Genomic DNA, 23,725 nt, shown 5'->3' with positions numbered 1-23,725 from the left:
TTAGGACAATGACGAGTTGGGGACAACGATTTTGCTGAGCGGAAGGGTGAAGAAAACGTGCGGCATCGTGATGTTACGGCACGCGTTGACCAGGTGGGCATAAATGCCCACCCTACGTAGTTTTGTAGGGTGGGCATTTATGCCCACCGCTAGCCAAACATTAAAAACCTAAGCTATCCAGCAGGTCATCAACCTGATCCTGGTTCGCCACCACGCCGGGTGCATTGGCATGGATCTGCGGACCGTTCAGCAGGCTATTGCCCTCTTTACGGGCCGCCGCGTTCGCTTCTGGCATGTTTTCCAGCAGCACCATCAGCAGTTGACGTTCGATCTCCTGAATCACATCCATCATGCGCTTGATCACCTGACCGGTAAGGTCCTGGAAATCCTGTGCCATCATGATTTCGAGCAACTGCTTATTGGTATACGACGTGTGTCCCGGAACGTCAGTCAGGAACTGGCGCGTATCCGAAACCAACTCGCGCGCATCGGTCAGTTCAATCGGATTTTCAAACCACGCGTCCCAGCGGCCTTTCAGCTGGTTGGCGTTGGCTTCCATTTGGTCCTGGTGTGGCTGCGCGGCTTCAACGCAGTTCAACGCACGTTCAGCCGCCTGCGCCGTCATTTGCACAACATAGTCCAGACGATCGCGCGCGTCAGGAATCGCTTCCGCCGCTTCAGCAATCGCCTGGTCTAACCCGAGCTCACGCAGACTGTCACGCAGCATGCGCGTCAGTGAGCCGATGCGGGTAATAATGTCGTGTGCCGAGGCTTCTTCGGTTGATTTCGGAAGGTCGCTCATCACATCTCCTTACATACCCAGTTTTTCGAATATTTTGCCTAACTTCTCTTCCAGCGTGGCGGCAGTGAACGGTTTCACTACGTAGCCACTGGCACCCGCCTGTGCTGCCGCGATGATGTTTTCTTTCTTCGCTTCGGCGGTCACCATCAGCACCGGCAGTTTACTCAGCGCGGCATCTGCACGAATGGTCTGCAGCAGTTCCAGACCGTCCATGTTGGGCATGTTCCAATCAGAGACCACGAAATCAAAGCCGCCAGCACGCAGTTTGGTCAGCGCATCCACGCCGTCTTCTGCTTCTTCGACGTTATTGAATCCCAGCTCTTTTAGCAGGTTACGGACGATACGACGCATCGTATTGAAGTCATCCACCACCAAAAAGCGCATATTTTTATCAGCCATATCTACTCCTGTGTTGTCTCGTCCAGCAGGACGGGCTCGTTAAATTCGCAATGCCTGTCCGGCGCTAATTTTCGCCAGCATGTGCTGACTGATGTGGCCTAAATCGACCACTTCACTGGTGCCGCCCATCGCTATCGCTTCGCGCGGCATGCCAAATACCACGCAGCTGGCTTCATCCTGGGCGATGGTCCAGGCACCCGCGCGATGCATTTCCAGCATCCCGGCCGCGCCGTCATTCCCCATCCCCGTCAGGATCACCCCAACCGCATTTCGTCCTGCATGGATCGCCACCGAACGGAACAACACATCCACCGAGGGCTTGTGTCGGTTCACCGGCGGACCGTCATTCAGTTTCACCACATAGTTGGCGCCACTGCGCCCCAGTTCCATGTGCATTGCGCCCGGCGCGATATAGGCATGGCCCGGCAAAATACGCTCGCCATCCTCCGCTTCTTTCACGGTGATCTGGCACAGCTTGTTCAGCCGCTCGGCAAACGAGCGGGTAAACCCTGGCGGCATATGTTGCGTAATCAGCAGCGCCGGGCTGGTGGCCGGCAGCGGCTGGAGTACGTGGCGAATCGCCTCGGTGCCGCCGGTGGAAGAGCCGATGGCAATCAGCTTTTCGCTACTCAGCAGCGGACCGGCCTTAAGCGTCACCGGCATCGGCGAGGCCGCACGCGCATGCAGTTTGGCGCGCGCTGCGGCGCGAATCTTATCGGCAATCATCTGGCTATAGGCCAGCATGCCTTCGCGGATGCCGAGCTGCGGTTTGGTGACGAAATCCACCGCGCCTAACTCCAGCGCACGCAGCGTCACTTCAGAGCCTTTGCCGGTCAGTGAGGAAACCATCACCACCGGCATCGGACGCAGGCGCATCAGCTTCTCAAGGAAGTCGAGGCCATCCATGCGCGGCATTTCCACATCCAGCGTTAACACCTGTGGGTTGTATTGTTTGATTAAATCCCGTGCCACCAGCGGATCTGGCGCACTCGCGACCATCTCCATATCGGGATGGCTGTTGATGATTTCCGTCATCAGCTGACGCATTAGCGCAGAGTCATCCACGCACATCACGGTGATTTTGCTCATCGTCTTTCCTTGCTCAGTCCATAGACTGTCTGTCCACGCAGCCAGAACTCTTTGCTGATCTGACTAAAGTTCTCTGAATGCCCGGCAAACAGCAGGCCGCCGGGTTTCAGCAGGGGCACGAAACGGCGCAGAATCTGTTCCTGCGTCTCTTTATCGAAGTAAATCATCACGTTGCGACAAAAAATGGCGTCGAACGGGCCGGGCAACGCCCAGTCATGAGCCAGTAAATTCAGTTGCGTATAGTTCACCATGTTGGCGAGGTCAGGACGCACGCGCACCATGCCTTCGTGCGGACCGGTACCGCGCAGGAAAAAGCGCTGCAGCTGCGACTGCGATAAGGTGCGCAGCTCTTCCTGGCGATAGACGCCGGCAACGGCTTTTTCTAACACCTGCGTATCGATATCGCTGGCATGCACCTGGAACTTGCCCGGGCCGGTGCCCAGCGTTTCTGCCAGCGTCATGGCAATGGAGTATGGCTCTTCGCCCGTTGAGGCGGCCGTGCTCCAGACGCTGTAATTACCCGTACGCTTGCGCGCATGTTCCGCGAGGATCGGAAAGTGGTGCGCCTCGCGGAAGAAGGAGGTCAGGTTGGTGGTCAGCGCATTGATAAATGCCTGCCACTCCGCACTGTTTTGGTCCTGTTCCAGCAGCGCCAGATAGCGGCCAAAGTCATCAATATTCAGCATACGCAGGCGACGCACTAAACGGTTGTAAACCATCTCGCGCTTATGGTCGGCCAGCACAATGCCCGCTCGCTGATAGATCAGCTGGCTAATACGACGAAAATGAGTATCCGAGAGCGGTAAACGCTGCACCATTTGCGAGAGCAGCGTTGTCGCTTCACTTTGATCCAATAACGTCGATTTCTTCATTTCAGGTCACCCGGCAACAAACTGATTAAATTGTGATACTGCGGTTGCTACTGTGCTGCCAGTCGCGCCATGCTTATGGGCCGCCCTGCGGCGGCCACAAGGGTTAAAAGGTTTCCCAGTTATCGTCAGAGCTACGTGCGCCTGCGGGTTGTGCCAGTGTTTTTGGCGCTACCGAACGCAAATTTTTTGCCGCTGTAGATACGTTAACGGCCTGAACGACAAATTCTTTACCAATATTGAACACCGCAACCGACTGTTTCAGTCGACTTGCCTGATCTTCCAGCGCGGCGGCGGCAGTGGCAGACTCCTCAACCAACGCGGCGTTCTGCTGCGTGACGCGATCCATCTCATTCACCGCCAGTCCAACCTGATCGATACCACGACTCTGCTCGTCCGACGCCGAGGCGATTTCGCCCATGATGTCGGTGACGCGCGTGACCGCATTCACGATATGCGTCATGGTTTCGCCAGCGCTCTCTACCAGCACTGAGCCGGTGTTGACGCGGCTAACCGAGTCTTCAATCAAGGCTTTAATCTCTTTGGCCGCTTGCGCACTGCGCTGTGCCAGGCTGCGCACTTCACCCGCCACCACAGCAAAACCACGGCCCTGCTCACCGGCACGCGCGGCTTCAACCGCTGCGTTCAGTGCGAGGATGTTGGTCTGGAAGGCGATGCCATCAATCACACTGATGATGTCAGCGATTTTCTTCGAACTGCCGGTAATCTCTTTCATGGTAGTAACCACGCCATCCACCACTTTGCCGCCCTGCTGCGCAGTTTCTGAGGCGGTTAGCGCCAGCTTCGATGCCTGGCGGGCGTTTTCCGCGTTCTGTTTCACCGTGGCGGTAAGCTGCTCCATGCTGGCCGCTGTCTCTTCCAGCGAGGCCGCCTGCTGCTCGGTACGCGAGGAGAGATCGTTATTGCCCATGGCGATTTCGCTGGCACCGGTATAAATGGCATCGGAGCCATCACGTACGGTACGCACCGTACTCGCCAGCGCTTGCTGCATCTCTTGCAGCGAAGTGAGCAACTCACCCATCTCATTGCGCACGTTGATTTCCACCTGCTGCGTCAAGTCACCGCGGGCGATATGACGGATATGCTCGATGCTCTGCTTCAGCGGACGGATCAGCACGCTGCGCATGCCGCTCCATACCAGCGCAATCACCAGCAAGGTCACCAGCAACGTGCCAACCACCAGCATGATGGATTGGCTGTAGGCCGCGTTATTGGACTCCACCCCTTTATTGGCCAGCACGATGTTGTAGGCCATCCACGCGTTGTAATCTTTAGCAAATTTGTCCTGGAATCCTTGCGTCGGCTGATCGACAAATCCTTTGAAATTCCCGCTTCCCAGGAAATCGATCAGCTCGCTCAGTGCCCCACGATAGGCGTTGTAGTTGGCCTGCAGCGTCAGCACGTTTTCCGCCGTTTTGCCCTTTTCGGACAAATTGGCGTTAAATTCGGCGAACCCCGCATCTGCGTTTTTCAACTCCTCACTTGCCAGCGCCACCAGATCTTTTACGGTAGCGCCCGATCCCGCCTGCTGGCTGTCCAGCAGATAGCGGATCCCCGCACGGTTCAGCGTATTACGCGCCTGCACCAGCGATACCCATGAGGTGCCCATCGCCCGCTGCAGCGTGCTAAGACGCTGGTTATAGGCAAAATTATCTTTATCGGCTTTCACCGTGGAATAGAACACTCCCCCCGAAAACAGCTGCAGTAAGGCAAACAGCGCCAGCACAAACAGCAGGCCGGAAACAACACGAATACGACTAAACATAAACACCTCATTGGTTGGCGGAACGCTCCTGTTATCGGCGTATGCGAGGGGATCTTTATGTGTGTTCGTGGAGGGAAAGAGGAAGGAGGTCGCCATCAATGGCGACCCTGCGGCTGAAGTACCGATTTCGTAGGGTCGGCATGTATGCCGACCTGCTACTCAGCGTTAAAACGTTTCCCAGTTACCGTCGCTGACCGGCGCGGCAACCACTTTGCGCGGCGCGTTGATGACCTGACGCGCGAGGGGAGTTTTGACTGGCTGAGCCTGCGATGCACGCGGAATGCGGAACACCGACACCGACTGGCTGAGACGGCTGGCCTGCTCTTCCAGCGAAGCGGCAGCAGCGGCGGACTCTTCCACCAGTGAGGCATTCTGCTGCGTAACGCGATCCATCTCGGTTACCGCTTGCCCTACCTGGTCGATGCCACGGCTCTGCTCATCGGAAGCCGAGGCAATTTCACCCATGATATCGGTGACACGCGTCACCGCGCCGACGATATCATTCATGGTTTCACCAGCGGTGCCCACCAGCTGAGAGCCGTTATTCACGCGATTAACTGAATCTTCAATCAGCCCTTTGATCTCTTTCGCCGCCTGGGCGCTGCGCTGTGCGAGGTTACGCACTTCACCAGCCACCACCGCAAAGCCACGGCCCTGCTCACCGGCACGCGCCGCTTCCACTGCCGCGTTCAGCGCCAGGATATTGGTCTGGAAGGCAATGCCATCGATCACACTGATAATATCGGCGATTTTCTTCGAGCTACCGGCAATGTCATGCATGGTACGGACAACGCCGTCTACCACTTCTCCACCTTTGCGCGCGGTATCAGAAGCGCTTAGCGCCAGCTGTGATGCCTGACGCGCATTCTCGGCGTTCTGTTTCACCGTGGCAGTCAGCTGTTCCATGCTGGCGGCCGTTTGCTCCAGCGACGCGGCTTGCTCTTCGGTACGCGCCGATAGATCGTTGTTCCCGGCAGAAATTTCGCTGGCGCCCGTGAAAATGGCGTCGGAACCATCACGCACATTGCTTACGGTGCTAACCAGCGACTGCTGCATCTCATGCAGGCTGCTCGCCAGCTGGCTCATTTCGTTACGTCCTTCCACCGCAATGGTTTGGGTAAGATCGCCCGCCGCGATATGACGAATATGTCCCAGTAATTGATGCAGCGGCTGGATCAGCACGCTGCGCAGGCCAAACCAGCAGCCGATAATGACCACCACGACAACCAGCGCAACCGCCGCCAATAGCCACATCATGGTCTGGAAAGCACGCTGATTTTGCGCCACGCCTTCCGCTGCCAGCTCACTTTGCGCGCTGCGCCACTCTTCGTAGGTGGCTTTCATTGCCACCTGTTTGGTTTCGATATTTTGCGCAAACATGCCTTGTAGATCGTTCGCCTTCAGGCGTTCCAGCATCGCTTTCAGCCCGTCGTTAAACGCAGCGTAGTTGGCTTCTAACTTATCGCGCAGCGCCTGCGGCAAGCCCGGCGTGGCGGGCAAACTGGCATAACGCTGATAATGGCCCGCGGCGACATCGAGCTGTTTTTCGGTTTGCGCAATCAGCGCGCCGAGCTGACCGCCGTTAGCCTGCGCGGCCATGGTGCCTTGCATACGCAACATGGCGCGATTCAGTACCGTGCGCGTTTGATTCAGTTCGATCCAGGCATCGGACATCGCCGCCACGTTGTTGCTTGAGATCTGCGCAACGGCAAATGCCTCTTTATCCTTTTGTAATGCGGACCAGAACAGGCCGCCAGAAAGTAACTGCAAAGCACCAAAAACCAGCAATACAACGATTAAACTGGTCACAACATTGATTCGTTTTAACATGGGGTCTCCAGAAATGTGTTTCGGCTCCCCCAGTTATCGACCGGCAATCTGAATTTTTCAGGGTGCCTACACGAGTTTACGAATTAAAATTCTGTGTTTTAGTGTGATTGCAGTGTTTTATAACTAAAGAAATTAACACTAAAAAAAATGCGCCTTTATCGGGTGAGCGATAAAGGCGCATTTTCAGGGTTGTTCTGGTCGCCATGAATGGCGCCCCTACGGGTCAATCGTGTCCGGTCGGCATTGATGCTGACCGGACTTTCAGCGAATTAAAACGTTTCCCAGTTACTGTCGCCTGCCGCGGCGATCACCGCTTTACGCGGTGCGCTCAGGGTTGGCGGCGCAATCTGCGGGTGACGCATACCCGCAGTTGCCTGCGGCGACGAAGATGCAGCACGCGGCACGCGGAACACCGCCACCGACTGGCTCAAGCGGCTCGCCTGCTCTTCCAGCGAGGCCGCCGCTGCGGCAGACTCTTCCACCAGCGAGGCGTTCTGCTGCGTGACGCGATCCATCTCCGTCACGGCCTGGCCGACCTGATCGATGCCGCGGCTCTGCTCATCTGACGCCGACGCAATTTCTCCCATGATATCGGTGACGCGTGTGACCGCATTGACGATATCGCTCATGGTTTCACCGGCGGTGCCCACCAACTTCGAGCCTGAATTGACGCGGTTCACCGAATCCTCAATCAAGGCTTTAATCTCTTTCGCCGCCTGAGCGCTACGCTGCGCCAGATTACGCACCTCACCCGCGACGACCGCAAATCCGCGCCCTTGTTCCCCGGCACGCGCGGCTTCTACCGCAGCGTTCAGTGCCAGAATATTGGTCTGGAAAGCGATGCCGTCAATCACGCTGGTGATATCGGCAATTTTCCTCGAACTACCGGCGATGTCGCTCATGGTACGCACCACGCCCTGCACCACATCGCCCCCCTTCTGGGCGGTTCCTGACGCGCTCAGCGCCAGCTGCGACGCCTGACGCGCATTTTCCGCGTTCTGTTTTACCGTTGCGGTTAGTTGTTCCATGCTGGCCGCGGTCTGCTCCAGTGAGGCAGCCTGCTCTTCAGTACGCGCCGAGAGATCGTTATTACCGGCGGAAATCTCACTGGCTCCGGTAAAAATGGCATCCGAACCGTCGCGCACATCACTCACCGTACGCACCAGCGACTGCTGCATATCATGCAGGCTGGCCGCCAGCTGGCTCATCTCATTACGGCCCGTCACAACGATGTGCTGGGTGAGATCGCCCTGCGCGATATGCTGGATGTGTTGAATATTCCCGTTGAGCGGGGTAATCAGGATTTTGCGCATGCCAAACCAGCACAGCACAATCACGGCCACCACCAGCGCCATGACCGCGCTCAGCAGCCATATCATGTGCTGATACGCCAGGCTGTTGGCCGCCGCGCCCGCCGCCGTTAAACGGTCCTGGTCGGCACGCCACTGGCGGTACTCTTTCAGGAATGCACTCTGGCTTGGCGCCACCGGGACCTTGCCGGCCTGCACCAAATCTTTTGCCACCAGCGCATCCTGCATCTGAGCCAGCGCGCGCGCGTAAGCTGAATAGGTATCATCAACCCGCTGATTCAGCGCAGCATCCTGTCCCGGCGTATCCGGCGTGGCTTTAAACAGCTGGTAGTTATCCGCCGCATCTTTCTGGAAGGCTTTGCTGTCTTCATACAAGCCCGCCACATCCGCTTCACTGCCGCTGAGCTTGCTGGTTGCCATGCGGAGCTGGATGCGGGTTAATACCACACGGCTTTGATTCAGACTCATGAAGGCATCGTTGATGGCGGCGATATTTTTGCTCGCCAGCTGTGAAACGTTAAAACTGTTTTTGTCATCGCTCAGCGCTTTGAAAAACAGCGAGCCGGACGACAACTGCAGAAAACCAAATACCAACAACACCAGCAATAAACTGGTCACAACGCGGATTTTCGTAAACATAGCTTGCCCTGGAAAATGAAGAAAAATCGTACAGAGCAGTTATCGACTGAGCGGCTGGAATATTGAGGAAAAACGCGGGTATTTTACTATTTTCTTGTTTACTAACAAAGAATTAATTCACGGGCGTGATGATAACGGGCCGCCGCAGCGACCCGTTGGTTTCTTACGCGGAACGCAGGTTGTCCACCAGCGCCATCTCTTCGCTGCTCAGCAGCTTTTCGATGTCGACCAGAATCAGCATGCGTTCACCCAACGCGCCAAGGCCGGTGAGGTATTCGGTAGACATGGTGACAGCAAATTCCGGTGCCGGGCGAATCTGCTCTTGCGTCAGCGACAGCACATCCGAAACGCCGTCAACCACAATACCCACCACGCGCTGAACCAGATTCAGCACGATAACCACGGTATTTTCGTTATATTCCACATCCGGCTGCGAGAATTTCACTCGCAGGTCGATAATTGGCACGATCACGCCGCGCAAATTGGTGACGCCTTTGATGAACTCTGGCGTATTGGCGATGCGGGTGACCTGATCGTAGCCGCGGATCTCCTGCACTTTCAGAATGTCGATGCCGTACTCTTCGTCACCCAGAGTGAAAACTAAGAATTCCTGGCCAACGGTTTCGCCAGCGATTTTGGTCACGGTTGCCATGTCAGTCATTTTTTTACCCTTTAGTTATCTATTACGCTGCGGCACCGGCCACACGTTTTTCACGGTTCAACGATTGCAGTGCTGAGACATCCACAATCAGCGCCACGCTACCATCGCCAAGAATGGTGGCGGCTGAGATGCCCGGCACTTTGCGATAGTTGCTTTCAAGGTTCTTCACTACCACCTGATGCTGCCCAATCAGCTGATCGACCAGCAGTGCGTAGCGACGGCCTGCGCTTTGCAGGATCACCACGATGCCTTGCGTGGCGTCTGTTTTGGCGTTCTCTACCTCAAACACATTCCACAGCTCCACCAGCGGCAGATATTCGCCACGCACCTCCAGCACGCGCTCGCCGCCGGCCAGCGGTTTCAACTCTTCGGCGGTTGGCTGCAGCGATTCCATCACCGCGTTGAGCGGCAGAATGAACACTTCATTCGCCACGCGCACCGACATGCCATCAAGGATCGCCAGCGTCAGTGGCAGCAGAATGCGAATGGTGGTGCCTTTACCCTGCTTCGAGGAAATTTCGACGTGGCCGCCCATCTCCTGAATATTTCGTTTCACCACGTCCATGCCCACGCCACGGCCTGACACGTCGGTAACCTGCTCGGCGGTGGAGAAGCCCGGGGCGAAGATCAACATGCCGACTTCTTCATCGCTCATGCTTTCGCTGACCGGCAAGCCGGATGAGAGCGCTTTGGCCAGGATGCGTTCGCGGTTGAGACCGGCACCGTCATCGATCACTTCGATGCAGATATTGCCGCCCTGATGTTCCGCAGACAGCGTGAGATTACCGACCGCGGTTTTGCTGGACGCGAGGCGTTTCTCCGGGGTTTCGATGCCGTGATCGAGGCTGTTTCGCACCAGGTGCGTTAACGGATCGATGATGCGTTCGATCAAACTCTTATCCAGTTCAGTCGAGCTGCCGAGTAGCGTGAGCTCCACTTCTTTGCCCAGCTTGCTGGCCAAATCGCGTACCAGCCGTGGGAAGCGGCTGAAGACATACTCCATCGGCATCATACGAATCGACATCACCGATTCCTGCAAATCGCGGGCGTTGCGTTCCAGCTGTCCCATGCTATTCAGCAGGTCACCGTGTGCCACCGGATCCAGCGCGCCAGAACGCTGCGCCAGCATCGATTGGGTGATCACCAGTTCGCCCACCAGGTTGATCAGCTGGTCAACTTTTTCCACCGCCACGCGAATGCTGCTGGATTCGCTCACTTTCGCCGGTGCCGCTGCACGCTTAGGCTCGCGTTTCGCGGCGGGGGTAATCTCGGTCACGGTGGCAGTTTGTACCGGTGCCGGTTCCGCGACCACCGCGTCGGCCATCGGCGTCTCGGCAGCAGCGGGGGCGCGCTCTTGCGGGAAGAGGATTTGTGCTTCTTCCAGCACAAAACAGAGCACGGCGACGATGTCATCCTGGCCCACGCCATCAATCGTGACCTCGAGTGAATTCGCGCTCTTTATCACATTGCTGACCGTGCCAAGGTTGCCGAGCTCTTCCAGCATTAGCTCCGGTTCTTTTTCTTTCAGATCAACCAGCTGCAGGCGCAGGCCTGAGGTGGCAGCCGGCGCGGCGATGGCCACCACCTCGGCGACGTTTGCCGCTTCAGGCGCGATGCCTTTTGCTTCCAGGGCCAGCTGGCGCAGCGCTTCGCAGATGTATTTAAAACTTTCTGCATTCGGCTCCTGCGCCGTTTTATAGGCATCGAGCTGTTCTTGCATAATATCTTTGGTTTCCAAAAACAGGTTGATGATATCGGTGCTGAGCTGCATCTCGCCGCGGCGCGCACCATCCAGAATGTTTTCCAGGATGTGGGTGGTTTCCTGTAAAACCGTAAAGCCAAACGTACCGGCGCCCCCTTTGATGGAGTGGGCGGCGCGGAAAATGGCATTCAACTGCTCGGAATCGGGCTCCTGGGGATCGAGTCCCAACAGGTGTTGCTCCATATCCGCTAACAGCTCATCGGCTTCATCAAAAAACGTCTGGTAAAAATCGCTGATGTCCATGCTCACGGGATCACCTCGGCTGTGAGGGTTGGTCTGGTGTCACCGCGCCAGCCGCCGGAGTGGCCACTGCCGCAGGTGTCGCTGTCGCAGCCGGCGCAGCCGGTGTCGCAGTGGAACCTGTCGGAGCAGTCGGCGCAGCCGGTACAGCCGGTGCGGTAATGTCGGGAATAATTTGCGCCGGGTCGCTCACCTGTACGGCATCGCTCTCGGCATTCTCTTTTTCAATCGCCGCTTCGGTGTCGTGATTCAACACCAGCAGGCTAATGCGGCGGTTGACTGCATCATTAGCACCACGGTTTTTCAGCTTCATGGTGTCGGCCATACCGACCACACGCAGCATTTTGCTGCCGTCCAACCCACCGACCATTAACTCACGACGTGAGGCATTGGCACGATCTGCCGACAGTTCCCAGTTGCTGTAGCCACGATCGCCGTTGGCATACTGGATATCGTCGGTGTGGCCTGACAGGCTAATTTTGTTGGGAATATCGTTCAGTACCGGAGCGATGGTGCGCAGAATATCGCGCATGTAAGGCTCAACTTCCGCACTGCCGGTTTTAAACATCGGGCGATTCTGGCTATCGATAATCTGAATACGCAGCCCCTCCTGCACCATATTAATGATCAGGTGCGGACGCAGTGCTTTCAGGCGCGGATCGGCTTCAATCAGCTGGTCGAGTTTTTCACGCAGACGATTCAGGCGAATCTCTTCCAGCTTTTTTTTCTGCGCATCCATATCAACGATTTTCTTCACTTCTCCCTTCTGCTGCGTGGGATCGTCACCGCCGCCAGGGATCGGGCTTTCACTGTCGCTGCTGCGCTGGCCGCCGGTTAATGCCACCCGCAGCGGGGTTTTGAAGTATTCCGCAATTTGTACCAACTCTTTGGGGCTGGAGATGGAGAGCAGCCACATCACCATAAAGAACGCCATCATCGCCGTCATAAAGTCGGCATAGGCAATCTTCCACGAACCGTGGCTGCCATGGTGACCTTTATGTTTGCGCTTTTTAACCAGCACAATGGGGCGATTGCCAGCTTTCATGAATTCTCATCCGAAGTTTGTTTCGCCGGGTTCTTCGCGTTACGCACGTGCTCTTCCAGTTCGGTAAACGACGGGCGCTCGGCGGAATACAACGTTTTGCGACCAAACTCGACCGCAATCTGCGGCGCGTAGCCGTTAAGGCTGGAGAGCAATGTCACTTTCACGCACTGCATCATCTTGGTGGTTTCGGCACATTTCTGACGCAGCACGGATGCCAGCGGCGAGATAAAGCCGTAGGCGAGCAGGATGCCCAAGAAAGTACCGACCATCGCATGGGCCACTAATGCCCCTAACTCTGCCGCAGGACGATCGGCCGAGGCCAGCGCGTGAACCACGCCCATTACCGCCGCCACGATGCCGAAAGCCGGTAAGCCATCACCCACTGCAGATATACTTTGCGCTGGTACTTCACACTCGTGTTCGTAAGTTTCGATCTCTTCATCCATCAGGGCTTCGATTTCGAATGCATTCATATTTCCACTAACCATTAAACGTAAATAGTCGGTAATAAAGTCCACCAACTGTTTATCGGACAAAATACGCGGATAGTTAGCAAAAATTTCACTCTGGTTCGGGTCTTCAATATCGCGTTCTAATGACAGCATGCCCTGCTGGCGTGATTTCGCCATCAGTCGATAAAGCAGCGCCATTAAATCCATGTATACGGCTTTGTTATATTTCGAGCCGCGCATTAACAATGGCAACGCTTTTAATGTCTTCTTGATCGACTTGCCATTATTGCCGACTAAAAAGGCACCAATACCGGCCCCGCCGATAATCAGCAGCTCCGACGGTTGATAAAGCGCACCTAAATGTCCACCGACCATCATGTAGCCGCCCAACACGGAGCCGACGACCACGATATAACCCAGAATAATCAGCACAAAAAATCCTTACGTCCGTAACGTGTTGATGGAAGTTAAGCCAGAGAGCCGCAGGTGTTATTCGCTAATCGCAGGCAAAAAAAAAGCAGCGGTATTAACCGCTGCTGGATGTTTTCCACGATGCGAACAAACTTAAACGGCGCGTTTAACCTGTTCATCCAGCAGTTGTGGAAAGGTATCGGCAGAATCTGCAGAAAGTTTACGTCTTTTTACGGCACGTGATGGCGGCTGGCACAGGCTGCAGACAAAGCTGCCGACTGGCTGGTGTGCGTGGTTGATAAAGCTACCACCGCAGCACTTACAGTCAGAAAGTTCCAGCATGCCGCTTTCAACGAATCGCACCAGGGTCCATGCGCGCGTCAGCGCCAACAGCGGGCCCTCGTCCGATTGCGGACACTGCTCAAGGTATAAACGATACGCTTTGATCACCGCTTCAACGCCGCTGCTTAATCCGGTTTTTAACAGGAACTGCCAGGCGTTACAGAACATAGAGGAGTGGATATTTTGTTCCCAGGTCATGAACCAATCGGTTGAGAATGGCAGCATGCCTTTCGGTGGGGGTGCACCGCGTAATTCTTTGTACAATTTAATCAGGCGTCCGCGGCTCAATTGCGTTTCGCTCTCGAGCATTTGCAGACGCGCGCCCAATGTAATCAGCTCCATTGCCAGCTGAATATCGCGCGCTTCCTGAACAATACTTTTTTCACTCATTAAACGGCCCTCTTCTTCGCAGAAACGTCATCTTTCGACGCGTTACGCAGTAAGCGGCTGGATAATAAAATACCGGTGTGGATTTGCTGCAAGTCATCCACGCGTGACTCTTGGGTCAGACGATTAATATGGTTGTGATCGGTAAAGCGGAACTGGCAAACCAGTTGATTGGTTTCCGCTAATTTTACCATCTCAGGTAAAGTTAATTGTGACAATGCATCCGCCATCGATTCATCGATGCCTAAACGAAACATTGCTGAAGCTTTTTCCTGGTTAATTAAACGCTGAGCAAGAAGCAAATATGACAAATTGATGTCATATATATGTTTTAGTAATTCTGATGTACCCATTTTTTTCCATCCTGATAGACGCGACACATATACGGCCACAGAATTAAATGTTCTATGGTTCGGGCTGCTGGTTGGTAAATCTAAAGATGGCAAAAAAATAATCAGGCTTGAGCCAACGCGTTCCTGACCGTTTCATTTCCTGTCAGGACGCTGATCAGTAGTAATCAAAACTCCAGGCCATTCTTTGCTTGAGTTGTAACCATCTTCCGTGACGTCTGCTTACAGTTTTTTAAGACTATTCCGAAAACAAGGCAAATCTATATCGTCTGATTTCGACATACAACGTGAGTGGCGCGAAATTTTAGATAAAGTGTGATCTGTGTCACACTTTTAAGGCAAATTTTTTTCTGAAACCTTCAGCATCGCTTTTATGTTGTGCGTTTTTTGTACGAATTCGAATTGTTTCCTTAATATTTCATCGACGCGTCACCGGTTTTAGTCTCTGCCGGAGATTGCCATTACCACACGATCAGTTATCTGCCCATCTGCACTATTAGTGCTATATCCCGCTGTAATAGCCGTTATATGCAGGATAATACTCCGAAACAGAGCGAAATTATTCGCTTCTAAATTAATCACTTACAGGGAATATTGCCTGCAAGCACCATTACTATGCCGCAAGCGAAGCGTGAAGACTGGGCGCGCTGCGCCAGGGAACTGTCAGTAGATCGTAGGGAGTGTTTAGCGTACGACAGGGTATGTAACAGAGCGTTACATTAGAGAAATGAATGAATCAGCGGATTTGCGGTTTATCTCACGATAACTATCGGCGTGCCACGACGAATCTTTAGGGTTGCGACAAAAAAAAGCGCTTTTTGCCGTTTGACTGCCTGCTTTTTAACCAAAATGTGCTTTTTTTCTGATGTGTCAGCCCATTACGGCATTAAGAAATGAAATCGATTTCGTCAGGTTATGGTGGCGCGTGAAAACGCTTTGCAGTACAGCGGGCAGCAGGACACGATTCAGGCTAATAAAGTGGCAGGCTGCAAATGGAGAGCTAGTGGTTTGTGGAGTATGCGATGCGTGTAGAGCCACCATTGTTGGCGTAATGCCGCTCACTTAAGCAAAAAAATGCCTGTTTATGCAGGTGCGCATGAATGCGCACCCTACGAAAACCCGGCGATATCCACGTAGGGTCACCATTAATGGTGACCGATTCATGCTTAACTGACGAGCATTACACCATTGTTGGCGGCCCTACATGACCAAAGGGTCTGTCTTACGCTAATTTGGGAAAGGTAGCGACTTTATTTACCGTACCGTGATCTTCACTACGCACCGGCAAGGTATTCAGATCTTTCAGGAAGCTTTCACGCCAATGTGAAATGTCCTGTTTGCGCAACACGGCCATCATGTCGTTGTAGCGCGAAATACGCTCGGTACGCGGCATGGTCAAGGCGCGATCCAGCGCGGCCGCTACGTCATCACGATCGTAAGGGTTAACGATCAGCGCGGACGTCAGCTCCTGCGCCGCACCGGCAAAGCGCGACAGCACCAGTACGCCTGGGTTATCGGGGTCCTGCGCCGCAACATACTCCTTCGCCACCAAATTCATCCCATCACGTAATGGCGTTATCAAGCCAACGTTGGTCAGGCGGAAGATCTTCATTAACAGGCGGCGATCGAAGTGCTGGTTGAGATAATAAAGCGGCGTCCAGCCCAAGGTGCCGTATTTACCGTTAATGCGCCCCGCTTCGGTTTCCAGCTGGTGACGAATGTCCTGATACGCCTGCACATCACCGCGTGAGGTTGGCGCAATCTGCGAGTAACGCACTTTGCCGCGATGCTGCGGGAAATTCGCCAGTAAAGCTTCGTATGCCAGAAAACGCTCTGGCAGACCTTTTGAATAGTCCAGACGCTCGCAGGCAATAATATTTTGCAAATCACCCAGATCGCGTTTCATCGCGGCCATCTTCGGTGGCAATGGTCCTTCAGCCATCTCTTTAATGGTGTCCGGTTCGATACCAATGGGATACACCTCGGTCATAAAGGTGTTGCCAAAGGCACGGTGCTTTTTCTCACCTTTATTCTGCAACTGCGTTAGCTGGCTCAGGCTATCGAGGAACGCAACGCGATCGGATTCTGTCTGGAATCCCAGCAGATCGTAATCGCTCATCATCTCCAGCAGCTCCTGATGCGGCGGCAGAGCGTTGAAGATCTCTGGCGTCGGGAACGGAATATGCAGGAAGAAGCCAATGCGGTTATTAATGCCGAGTTTACGTAGCTCGGCAGCAAACGGCAGCAGATGATAATCGTGGATCCACAAAATATCGTCCGGCTGCAGCAGCGGTTTTAGGCGCTGCGCCAGTAAGGTATTAACCCGGCAGTAACCGTCCCAGGCTTCACGTTGATACTCAACCAGATCAAGGCGATAGTGGAAGGCCGGCCAAATCACGGTATTCGAAAACTGGAGATAATATTGATCGTAATCGTTCTGATTGAGCGGCAATGACGCGTAGGTAATTCCGTTATGCTCGAGCTGCGTGAGCTCTTCATCCTCATCTTCACCAGAGAACTCGCTAATCTCTCCGTTCCAGCCAAACCATAATCCTCCGGTATCTTGCAGTGCATCCAAAATACCGACAGCAAGTCCGCCTGCGCTGGCCTTGCTGCCATCGGGAATAGCGATACGGTTAGATACGACGACTAAACGACTCATAACCTAAACTCCTTACCAACATTGTCATGTTCTAGTTGTAATAATAGTTGTTCAAGCCAGTGCCACACTGCCTCAACGCTGTTCAGACGATAGCGTGCGTGGCTGGCACCTTCACCGACTTTGACAGAAATCCCCTGCATCGCGTTCACCGCGAGAAATCCTTTTTCATCTGTCAGGTCGTCTCCCACAAATACCGGAATACGTCCGATAAACGGGGCTTCCTGCATAAACTCACGCACCGCGGCACCTTTATCAATGCCCTGCGGTTTCAGTTCTACGACACATTTTCCTGGCTGAAGCGCCAGCTCGGGAAAACGTGCAACGGCATCTTCCGCCAGCTGCATAATGGCGTTTTCGTACTGCGGCGCATTGCGATAGTGCAGCGCGAAAGCCATACCCTTGACTTCCAGCAGGGTGTCGGGCCATTGATCCAGCGTTTGCTGCAGCTCAGTTTGCAAGGTATGGGCGATATCGCCCGGCAAGCTGTGACGATGGACGCGTCCGCTGGCATCACGCCGCTCAGCGCCGTGCACGCCGGCCGCTGGCGCTTCAAGTGGCGCAACCAGTTCATCCAGTTGCGCAATCGGGCGTCCAGAGACCAGTGCTAACGCGCCGTGGCTAAGATTGGAAATGTGTTGCAGGTGCTGGCGAACCGAGGCGGGAATTGAAACCGACTCGGGCTGCGACTGAATCGCCGCCAGCGTACCGTCGACGTCAAAAAAGAAGGCATAAAGTCCGCCGCTCAACGACGGCAACGTGTTGTTCTGATTAACCGCGGGGGTCACGACTCTCCTCCTGTATCCTGGGGTTTCGCTTCTGTGGATGTTCGGAGACAGGTTGAATGAGAGAGGCGGTTAAAAACCGCAGAATGGCGTGCGAGGAGATTTTGCCGACAACACGGTATTTCGATAGTTAACTCCCCACAAACAAACATGATCTGGACTCACATGGCAACCTGACAGCGAACATCGTCAGCTTTAAGTGTAGACGTAGATCACGATATTGCCAGATGCATACGGCTTCGCTATAGGATAAGTGGCCGTTTTAAGCTTCAGGCAGGAAAAAAATTGCGTCCGTGGCTTTTCAGGCGCTTCGCTTAGTTTTATGACTGCCGCAATCGCGTCGGACACCACAATGCCGGCAAATATTTCCCAGATTAAGCCGACTTGATTCGGCGGCAAAGATTGTCATATGGTGCGTCTACCGCGCGGTCACAGTGCGGAGTTACGGCTCTTGAGAGCATAAATCAGCGCATTGAGATGACTTCAGGCAGGAATCAGGATGGTGGAAAACCGATCAACTTCACATTTTGGCCATGTCAGGGTGGGAGGTAGAAAATGATGCCGCAAAACTACAGCCAACGCGTTCACTTCTATTACTGCATTTTGATTGCGCTGAAAATCAATGCCAAAACGAAAAAGTCGGGTGGCGTACGCGGTAAGAATAACTTTCTGCTTAAGTGGCTGCGCAATGCGCAGAACAACACCATTTTCCCTCCGGATATCACCAGCGAAATAGAGTGGCTGCGCGGCAAGATTATCAGTTCCGGCCCCGATACCGATTTGGAACCCATGCTGCAATATGTTTATGACACCGCAAAACGCGCCGAGAATATGCGGTTAGGTTCCTGATCGCCCCCGCCAACGCTGGCTGCATCGCTGGCAGCCTTTCGCCATTTCCGCCCTGCGCACTCTTCGACTCTCCGTTACTTTCCTCTCACTTGCGCGTCGCCAGTCCAGCAGGCGGGAAACAGCGCTTTTATTGAGGAAACGCAATATAAACATCCCTTTTACCCCGTAGATCTAAATAGGGTTAAATCATTTTATCTTGATGATTTTAATCAAAAAAACTCAAATATGGCATCTACGTGAAGGTAATTAACATGATTAACAGAATGATCCTCAATGAAACGGCTTACTTTGGTTCGGGTGCTATCAACGCCATCGTTGATGAGATTAACAAGCGCGGTTTTACCAAAGCGCTGGTGGTCACGGATAAAGATCTGATCAAGTTTTCTGTCGCCACCCGCATTACCGACCTGCTGGCGCAAAACGGCCTGGATTATGAGGTTTATGATCGCGTGATCCCCAATCCAACCGTAGAAGTGGTACACGCAGGCGTCACTGCATTTCGCCGTGCGGGCGCGGATTATCTGATTGCCGTGGGCGGTGGCTCGCCGCAGGACACCTGCAAAGCCATCGGTATGATGATTGCTAATCCCGAATTTACCGACGTGCGCATGCTGGAAGGTGGTGCCGCCACGCGCCATCCCTCGGTGCCAATTATTGCTGTGCCCACCACATCCGGCACGGCTGCAGAAGTCACGATCAATTACGTCATCACCGATGAAGAGAAGAAACGCAAATTTGTCTGCTACGATCCGCATGACATCCCGGCGATCGCTATTATCGATCCCGACATGATGGCCAGCATGCCAGCCAGCCTGAAAGCGGCAACCGGCGTAGACGCACTGACCCACGCCATTGAAGGATTTATTACCCGCGGCGCCTGGGAACTGACCGACATGTTCCATCTCAAAGCGATTGAGATTATTGGCCGTTCGCTGCGTGATTCCGTGAAAGGTGTGTCAGCCGGCGTGGCCGATATGGCGCTGGGGCAATACATTGCTGGTATGGGCTTTTCCAATGTCGGACTGGGGCTGGTACACGGCATGGCGCACCCGCTGGGCGCTTTTTATGGAACACCGCACGGTATCGCCAACGCCGTGTTGCTCCCGCATATTATGGCTTTCAATGCGGAATATACCGGCGAGAAATACCGCGATATCGCGCATGCGCTGGGTATCAAAGGCGCCTATGAATGTTCCTTATCGGAGGCGCGTACGCTGGCGATTGACGCCGTGACCCGCCTCAATCGTGACATCGGTATTCCGCTCAAATTACGCGATATCGGTATGCGGGTGGAGGATGCCGCAGCATTGGCCGCGGCCGCCTATGACGATATTTGCACCGGTGGAAATCCGCGTGAGTGTAGCGTTGAGATGATTAAATCACTCTATCTTGAGCTTTTCTGATCGCAAAAATAAAAGCAGCTGTAATTTATTATGGCTGCTGTCTATTTATTCCTCTCCGTTTTTATTACCTGCTGGCAGATTAATCCGGAAAGTTACCGATATCATCCATCACGCCGCCTTTAAGCGCGTAGCCGTCGAGGGATGTGCCATAGTTTGTGTTGGCATGAATAAAAGGATCCCTCGCTATGTTTGGTTTTTTAACGTCTATGTTCGGTAGTCCAGAGGCGCTGGTGCAAGTGATGACTCGCCAGGATATTCAGGAATCGATACAGGAAGGCGACAGAATAATTATCGATGAAGATGGTAACGCCTCGGTAAATGCATTGAGCCCTGAAGTACAGCGCGATTTTGCTCAGCATGTCATGACGTTGAAGGATATTTAAATGGGTACCGCAATATTTATGGTCATGATGGTATGCGGCTACTGGTATACCAGTCGTGATATGTCGAGTCGCTTAAAGATTAAGCGTTCTTTCGGCTGGGATGTCTATTTTCTGATTGCACTTTATGGCTGCATATTTGTGCTACAAGGCGTGCTGGCAACGGGAATAATCTGGCTCATATTGCTTATCGCATCGGGGGTGAACAACGCTTTTGCGCTGTCGTCGATGGAGAATGTTCACTGGAATGTCGATTTCATGACCTGGAGTTTTTTAGGCATTCAGGCACCGGTCGTATTGATGCTGGCCTTCGCCATTCTGTTTTGTATGTATCGCTCTAACTGGGCTGTCAGCGCACGCCTTAATCCGGGCAGCCGCAAAGAGCTTTATCAGCGACTTTCGCGCTCTAATGGCATTGAGCAGCTATTACTGCAGTGCATGGAAGAAGGTGAATTAGCCTGGGTGACGCTGAAATCAAAGCGTATATATATTGGTATGATTCATGCCGCTACGTTCGAATATGCCAACACGGCAAATATTGTGTTGATTCCGATGCTCAGCGGTTATCGCGACGCCCGTACGCTGAATCTGGCGATCGAGCATAACTACAGTAAGTGGTACCACAATCACAGTATTGATTTCTCTTCCACGCCGAAAAGCGCGCTGGAATTTCGTAAAGTGATTATGGTGCACCAGATAGAAAGCCTGTCACTTTTTGATCCTGCCAGCGCCAGCGCATTAGCGATGGATAAGCAAAGCGGGAGTAAACGTAAATGGCTGAAGCGATCCGTCGCGAAACGTGGCTATCCGTGATTTAAGCGACTCAGTTCAACATGTGCTGGCTTACTCTCTGCATAGGTTTACGCTATATGAAGCCAGCTCCTCTTGCTATCAACTTAGAATAATAAGGGCATGATGATGGACTTTAAAAAGTTCGAAGCTATTCTGCATTTGCGCAAAGAAATGCATTTCACGGGAATTGAGTTGCAACACCGTGAAAATAAAAGTGAATTCTATGCGCTGGGTATGAATAATCATACGCAGAGTCAGCTTTATATTTGCACGCTTTCTAATGAAAGCTCCTCACAAGCCCAGCTGAAGCAGTTTCGCACCTGGTTACACAGATTTAACATTGATAGAGCGAAACAGAAAGCGGCGCTATTGAAAAAAGAGTAAATTTTTCACGCTAATATTTTGGCTTAACCCGCGCATTTATCAAACATTATCGCCTAATTAACGCTTCGCTTATTTATTCCTTCCCTCAACACAACGCACGAAAAAGGTATCGCCGCCTATTTCCCTATGCCAGACTGTATATATATACAAGCATCGGAGGTGATGTTGAGAGATGAAAACCGTCCAACACCGGACCTTTATGCGCTCATCGGTATGGCCGTCGCGGAGTTCATCAGGGAGGAGCGCGTTTTCAAAGCGCATGATATTTCTTTATCGCTTCATGTAATGAAGTCAGGGACAAAGGATAAAGAATTGCAGCGCCTGTGCGATGCCGCGATGCGGTTACTGGCAGGTATGATGCACTAAATTGCCCCCCACGGCTGGGGGGACAAAAATCAACTATCAGGCATCGTCTGGCGTATAGCCCACAACGATTTCCAGCGTTCTACGCAGGATATCGCCTTCGGCATCGGTATCCGCAGATTCCAGTGCCATAATCAGGCAGAGAATGATCGATTTATTACTGACGCGCCCTTCGGTGGCCAGCACGTGGCGAATAACTCTATCCAATACTGCCGATTCATGCTTTAGGCTGCTGTCTGCATTGCGAAAATGCTCTGCCAACTCAATGTCAGGCAGTGCAGAGTAGAGGTCGTGATTTTCCGACATGATTCCAGTCCCGTACTGATAGCGATACGTTCAAATGATAATTCACTAAACACGAGGCAAACGCTTAATGCTTGCGGTTGCTGCCAGACTGTTCCTTATCACCAAATAGCGGCAGAACATTGTCCCTGTTTGGTTGCTCTTCCCGCAGTTTCTTACCCGCCAGGATGCTGTTACGCACATCGGTAATAGCGGCGATAATCGCTTCACGCTGTTCGTGGTCGGTGCTCTGCTCTTTCATACATATAAGCTGATCAATCAGCGCTTGAGTATTTACCGGCCCCGCCTTTTGCAACAGCACTAGCGCCGCTTCCCCGATTATTTCATCGATTATTTTCTGGTATTCACTTCTATTCATAACGAATCTCTGAATGCCGCTTCGCCCTCAACCCGGCACACGGCAAAATGGGTGCGCTACACAAGTCAGTGTAGCGCAGTACAGCCTGTCGCAGGTCATACACAAGGAAGTGCGTTATCAGAGTAAAGTCTTATAGTTGTACAACCTGGACGTCAAATCAGTTCTTAGCTTTCACGTTCGAACAACAGACCGATTAACTGATGATAATGGTGCTCTTCTTCCGCATTGGAAGCGAGTTCAAGTCTGCGCAGAAGCTTGGTGCAAAGCGATTTGCGGTTCAGATTACGTCCTTCACGCAGGATTTCGACCACGACCTGTCCTAATGTTTCTTGCTGCGATGGCAGAGACGCTTTGCTGAAATAGTTGGCAATGGCCTCGACTGAACTTGGCGTATATCCGTTCTGACGCATAATTGACCCCAATAAATTAAAATGTTAGGTCAGCTGACCTAATGAAAGTTGTACAGGTTAATCTAAAGCTGTACAAAAAGCTTACTGAACTTATACGGGGGTGTTTGTTGCAAAAAGTGCTAATGGGAGCGGATTCGGATAATTGGAAACTTATTATTTCCAAATTCGTGAGCCCAGCGCCGGCAGCGACCGGCGCGTGAGCCCTGTGGCGTCAACTGTCGTCTCCATCCGCAGAGGGCATTCTAACGCTCCCTTCCTGTCGACTCAGGCCACGTAACGCCGAATGGGCGCGATTATCGCTTTCTGCCGGCTGACGATGCGCCATTAACCATTGGCGGGCATGCGCAATGCGCTCCAGCCGCTGACGACTTTTCTCGTTTTCCGACATGCGCGCAAGTTCGGCCAGCAGCGAGTAGACGTTGACTTCCTCGCGACGTACCAGCAAGGCGTAGGCCGCTTCACCGATAATTTTAGGTTGCGAATCTGACATCTTTTACCTCCTGAGAATATGGGCTTACGCTTGCTTCTCAGTGTTAACTATAGATCATCGGCTTCCCGCCTTACGCAGCGCGTGCTGCAACGATACTGCGGTATTATCGGGTAATGGTTGTCAGTTAAGACATGAAAACCCTCATTACCGAGAGCACACCTTGTAGCGGCGCAAT

Annotated in this window: 25 protein-coding genes; 6 read left to right on the top strand and 19 right to left on the bottom strand. The window is 53.2% G+C overall.

Annotated elements, in window-relative coordinates:
• Positions 1 to 160: 160 nt before the first annotated feature.
• The 15 genes from cheZ to otsB all read right to left on the bottom strand — a co-directional run bounded on the left by cheZ (position 161) and on the right by otsB (position 17,821).
• Positions 161 to 802 carry a protein phosphatase CheZ gene (gene cheZ / locus AC07WB_RS08045; protein ID WP_097094142.1) on the bottom strand — a complete coding sequence of 214 codons (642 nt, stop codon included), beginning with the start codon at positions 800 to 802 and terminating at the stop codon, positions 161 to 163.
• Positions 803 to 811: 9 nt separating this feature from the next.
• Complete coding sequence (cheY, locus tag AC07WB_RS08040; protein ID WP_007892562.1) at positions 812 to 1,201, bottom strand: chemotaxis response regulator CheY; 390 nt, start codon at positions 1,199 to 1,201, stop codon at positions 812 to 814.
• Positions 1,202 to 1,240: 39 nt separating this feature from the next.
• Positions 1,241 to 2,290 carry a protein-glutamate methylesterase/protein-glutamine glutaminase gene (locus AC07WB_RS08035; protein ID WP_097094143.1) on the bottom strand — a complete coding sequence of 350 codons (1,050 nt, stop codon included), beginning with the start codon at positions 2,288 to 2,290 and terminating at the stop codon, positions 1,241 to 1,243.
• A complete protein-coding gene (gene cheR, locus AC07WB_RS08030) occupies positions 2,287 to 3,162 on the bottom strand; it encodes a protein-glutamate O-methyltransferase CheR (RefSeq protein WP_097094144.1) in 876 nt (291 codons plus the stop codon). Before cheR ends, AC07WB_RS08035 begins: the two co-directional genes overlap by 4 nt.
• 103 nt (positions 3,163 to 3,265) lie before the next feature.
• On the bottom strand, positions 3,266 to 4,945 hold the full coding sequence (locus AC07WB_RS08025; RefSeq protein ID WP_097094145.1) for a methyl-accepting chemotaxis protein: 1,680 nt from the start codon (positions 4,943 to 4,945) through the stop codon (positions 3,266 to 3,268).
• A 165-nt stretch (positions 4,946 to 5,110) separates the two neighbouring features.
• Positions 5,111 to 6,775 (bottom strand): methyl-accepting chemotaxis protein, encoded by a 1,665-nt coding sequence (locus AC07WB_RS08020; protein WP_400455512.1) that lies wholly within the window; start codon positions 6,773 to 6,775, stop codon positions 5,111 to 5,113.
• Between the two features lie 269 nt (positions 6,776 to 7,044).
• Positions 7,045 to 8,724 carry a methyl-accepting chemotaxis protein gene (locus AC07WB_RS08015; RefSeq protein ID WP_494940283.1) on the bottom strand — a complete coding sequence of 560 codons (1,680 nt, stop codon included), beginning with the start codon at positions 8,722 to 8,724 and terminating at the stop codon, positions 7,045 to 7,047.
• Positions 8,725 to 8,887: 163 nt separating this feature from the next.
• Positions 8,888 to 9,385, bottom strand: a complete 498-nt coding sequence (gene cheW / locus AC07WB_RS08010) for a chemotaxis protein CheW (protein WP_097094148.1) — start codon at positions 9,383 to 9,385, stop codon at positions 8,888 to 8,890.
• A 22-nt stretch (positions 9,386 to 9,407) separates the two neighbouring features.
• Positions 9,408 to 11,390 carry a chemotaxis protein CheA gene (cheA, locus tag AC07WB_RS08005; protein ID WP_494941059.1) on the bottom strand — a complete coding sequence of 661 codons (1,983 nt, stop codon included), beginning with the start codon at positions 11,388 to 11,390 and terminating at the stop codon, positions 9,408 to 9,410.
• 10 nt (positions 11,391 to 11,400) lie between these two features.
• Positions 11,401 to 12,432, bottom strand: coding sequence for a flagellar motor protein MotB (gene motB, locus AC07WB_RS08000; protein ID WP_097094150.1), 1,032 nt, complete (start codon positions 12,430 to 12,432; stop codon positions 11,401 to 11,403).
• On the bottom strand, positions 12,429 to 13,316 hold the full coding sequence (motA, locus tag AC07WB_RS07995; RefSeq protein ID WP_097094151.1) for a flagellar motor stator protein MotA: 888 nt from the start codon (positions 13,314 to 13,316) through the stop codon (positions 12,429 to 12,431). Before motA ends, motB begins: the two co-directional genes overlap by 4 nt.
• A gap of 132 nt (positions 13,317 to 13,448) precedes the next feature.
• Entirely contained in the window at positions 13,449 to 14,027 is a 579-nt protein-coding gene (gene flhC / locus AC07WB_RS07990; RefSeq protein WP_097094152.1) for a flagellar transcriptional regulator FlhC, read from the bottom strand.
• On the bottom strand, positions 14,027 to 14,377 hold the full coding sequence (flhD, locus tag AC07WB_RS07985; RefSeq protein WP_008102850.1) for a flagellar transcriptional regulator FlhD: 351 nt from the start codon (positions 14,375 to 14,377) through the stop codon (positions 14,027 to 14,029). Before flhD ends, flhC begins: the two co-directional genes overlap by 1 nt.
• A gap of 1,219 nt (positions 14,378 to 15,596) precedes the next feature.
• Positions 15,597 to 17,036 (bottom strand): alpha,alpha-trehalose-phosphate synthase, encoded by a 1,440-nt coding sequence (gene otsA, locus AC07WB_RS07980; RefSeq protein WP_345826839.1) that lies wholly within the window; start codon positions 17,034 to 17,036, stop codon positions 15,597 to 15,599.
• A complete protein-coding gene (gene otsB / locus AC07WB_RS07975; protein WP_400455507.1) occupies positions 17,033 to 17,821 on the bottom strand; it encodes a trehalose-phosphatase in 789 nt (262 codons plus the stop codon). Before otsB ends, otsA begins: the two co-directional genes overlap by 4 nt.
• Before the next feature lie 555 nt (positions 17,822 to 18,376).
• Here otsB and AC07WB_RS07970 point away from each other — a divergent pair.
• The 6 genes from AC07WB_RS07970 to AC07WB_RS07945 all read left to right on the top strand — a co-directional run bounded on the left by AC07WB_RS07970 (position 18,377) and on the right by AC07WB_RS07945 (position 21,992).
• A complete protein-coding gene (locus AC07WB_RS07970; protein ID WP_097094155.1) occupies positions 18,377 to 18,667 on the top strand; it encodes a hypothetical protein in 291 nt (96 codons plus the stop codon).
• Between the two features lie 251 nt (positions 18,668 to 18,918).
• On the top strand, positions 18,919 to 20,070 hold the full coding sequence (fucO, locus tag AC07WB_RS07965) for a lactaldehyde reductase (protein ID WP_097097549.1): 1,152 nt from the start codon (positions 18,919 to 18,921) through the stop codon (positions 20,068 to 20,070).
• A 185-nt stretch (positions 20,071 to 20,255) separates the two neighbouring features.
• Positions 20,256 to 20,453, top strand: coding sequence for a hypothetical protein (locus tag AC07WB_RS07960; RefSeq protein ID WP_097094156.1), 198 nt, complete (start codon positions 20,256 to 20,258; stop codon positions 20,451 to 20,453).
• Positions 20,454 to 21,263: a hypothetical protein gene (locus tag AC07WB_RS07955; RefSeq protein ID WP_097094157.1), complete on the top strand. Its 810-nt coding sequence runs from the start codon at positions 20,454 to 20,456 to the stop codon at positions 21,261 to 21,263.
• A gap of 99 nt (positions 21,264 to 21,362) precedes the next feature.
• Positions 21,363 to 21,626: a hypothetical protein gene (locus AC07WB_RS07950; RefSeq protein ID WP_320204453.1), complete on the top strand. Its 264-nt coding sequence runs from the start codon at positions 21,363 to 21,365 to the stop codon at positions 21,624 to 21,626.
• 162 nt (positions 21,627 to 21,788) lie between these two features.
• A complete protein-coding gene (locus tag AC07WB_RS07945; RefSeq protein WP_494940282.1) occupies positions 21,789 to 21,992 on the top strand; it encodes a hypothetical protein in 204 nt (67 codons plus the stop codon).
• 36 nt (positions 21,993 to 22,028) lie between these two features.
• On the opposite strand, the gene AC07WB_RS07940 is transcribed toward AC07WB_RS07945, so the two are convergent.
• The 4 genes from AC07WB_RS07940 to AC07WB_RS07925 all read right to left on the bottom strand — a co-directional run bounded on the left by AC07WB_RS07940 (position 22,029) and on the right by AC07WB_RS07925 (position 23,550).
• Positions 22,029 to 22,295 carry a biofilm development regulator YmgB/AriR family protein gene (locus tag AC07WB_RS07940; protein WP_097094160.1) on the bottom strand — a complete coding sequence of 89 codons (267 nt, stop codon included), beginning with the start codon at positions 22,293 to 22,295 and terminating at the stop codon, positions 22,029 to 22,031.
• A gap of 64 nt (positions 22,296 to 22,359) precedes the next feature.
• On the bottom strand, positions 22,360 to 22,650 hold the full coding sequence (locus AC07WB_RS07935; RefSeq protein WP_097094161.1) for a hypothetical protein: 291 nt from the start codon (positions 22,648 to 22,650) through the stop codon (positions 22,360 to 22,362).
• A 164-nt stretch (positions 22,651 to 22,814) separates the two neighbouring features.
• Positions 22,815 to 23,060, bottom strand: a complete 246-nt coding sequence (ycgZ, locus tag AC07WB_RS07930; protein WP_097094162.1) for a regulatory protein YcgZ — start codon at positions 23,058 to 23,060, stop codon at positions 22,815 to 22,817.
• A gap of 211 nt (positions 23,061 to 23,271) precedes the next feature.
• Positions 23,272 to 23,550, bottom strand: coding sequence for a hypothetical protein (locus AC07WB_RS07925; RefSeq protein WP_097094163.1), 279 nt, complete (start codon positions 23,548 to 23,550; stop codon positions 23,272 to 23,274).
• Positions 23,551 to 23,725: the final 175 nt, after the last annotated feature.

This window comes from Pantoea sp. GW821-FHT03E06, assembly GCF_059420725.1.
This window is presented reverse-complemented; position numbering and strand designations above follow the sequence as displayed.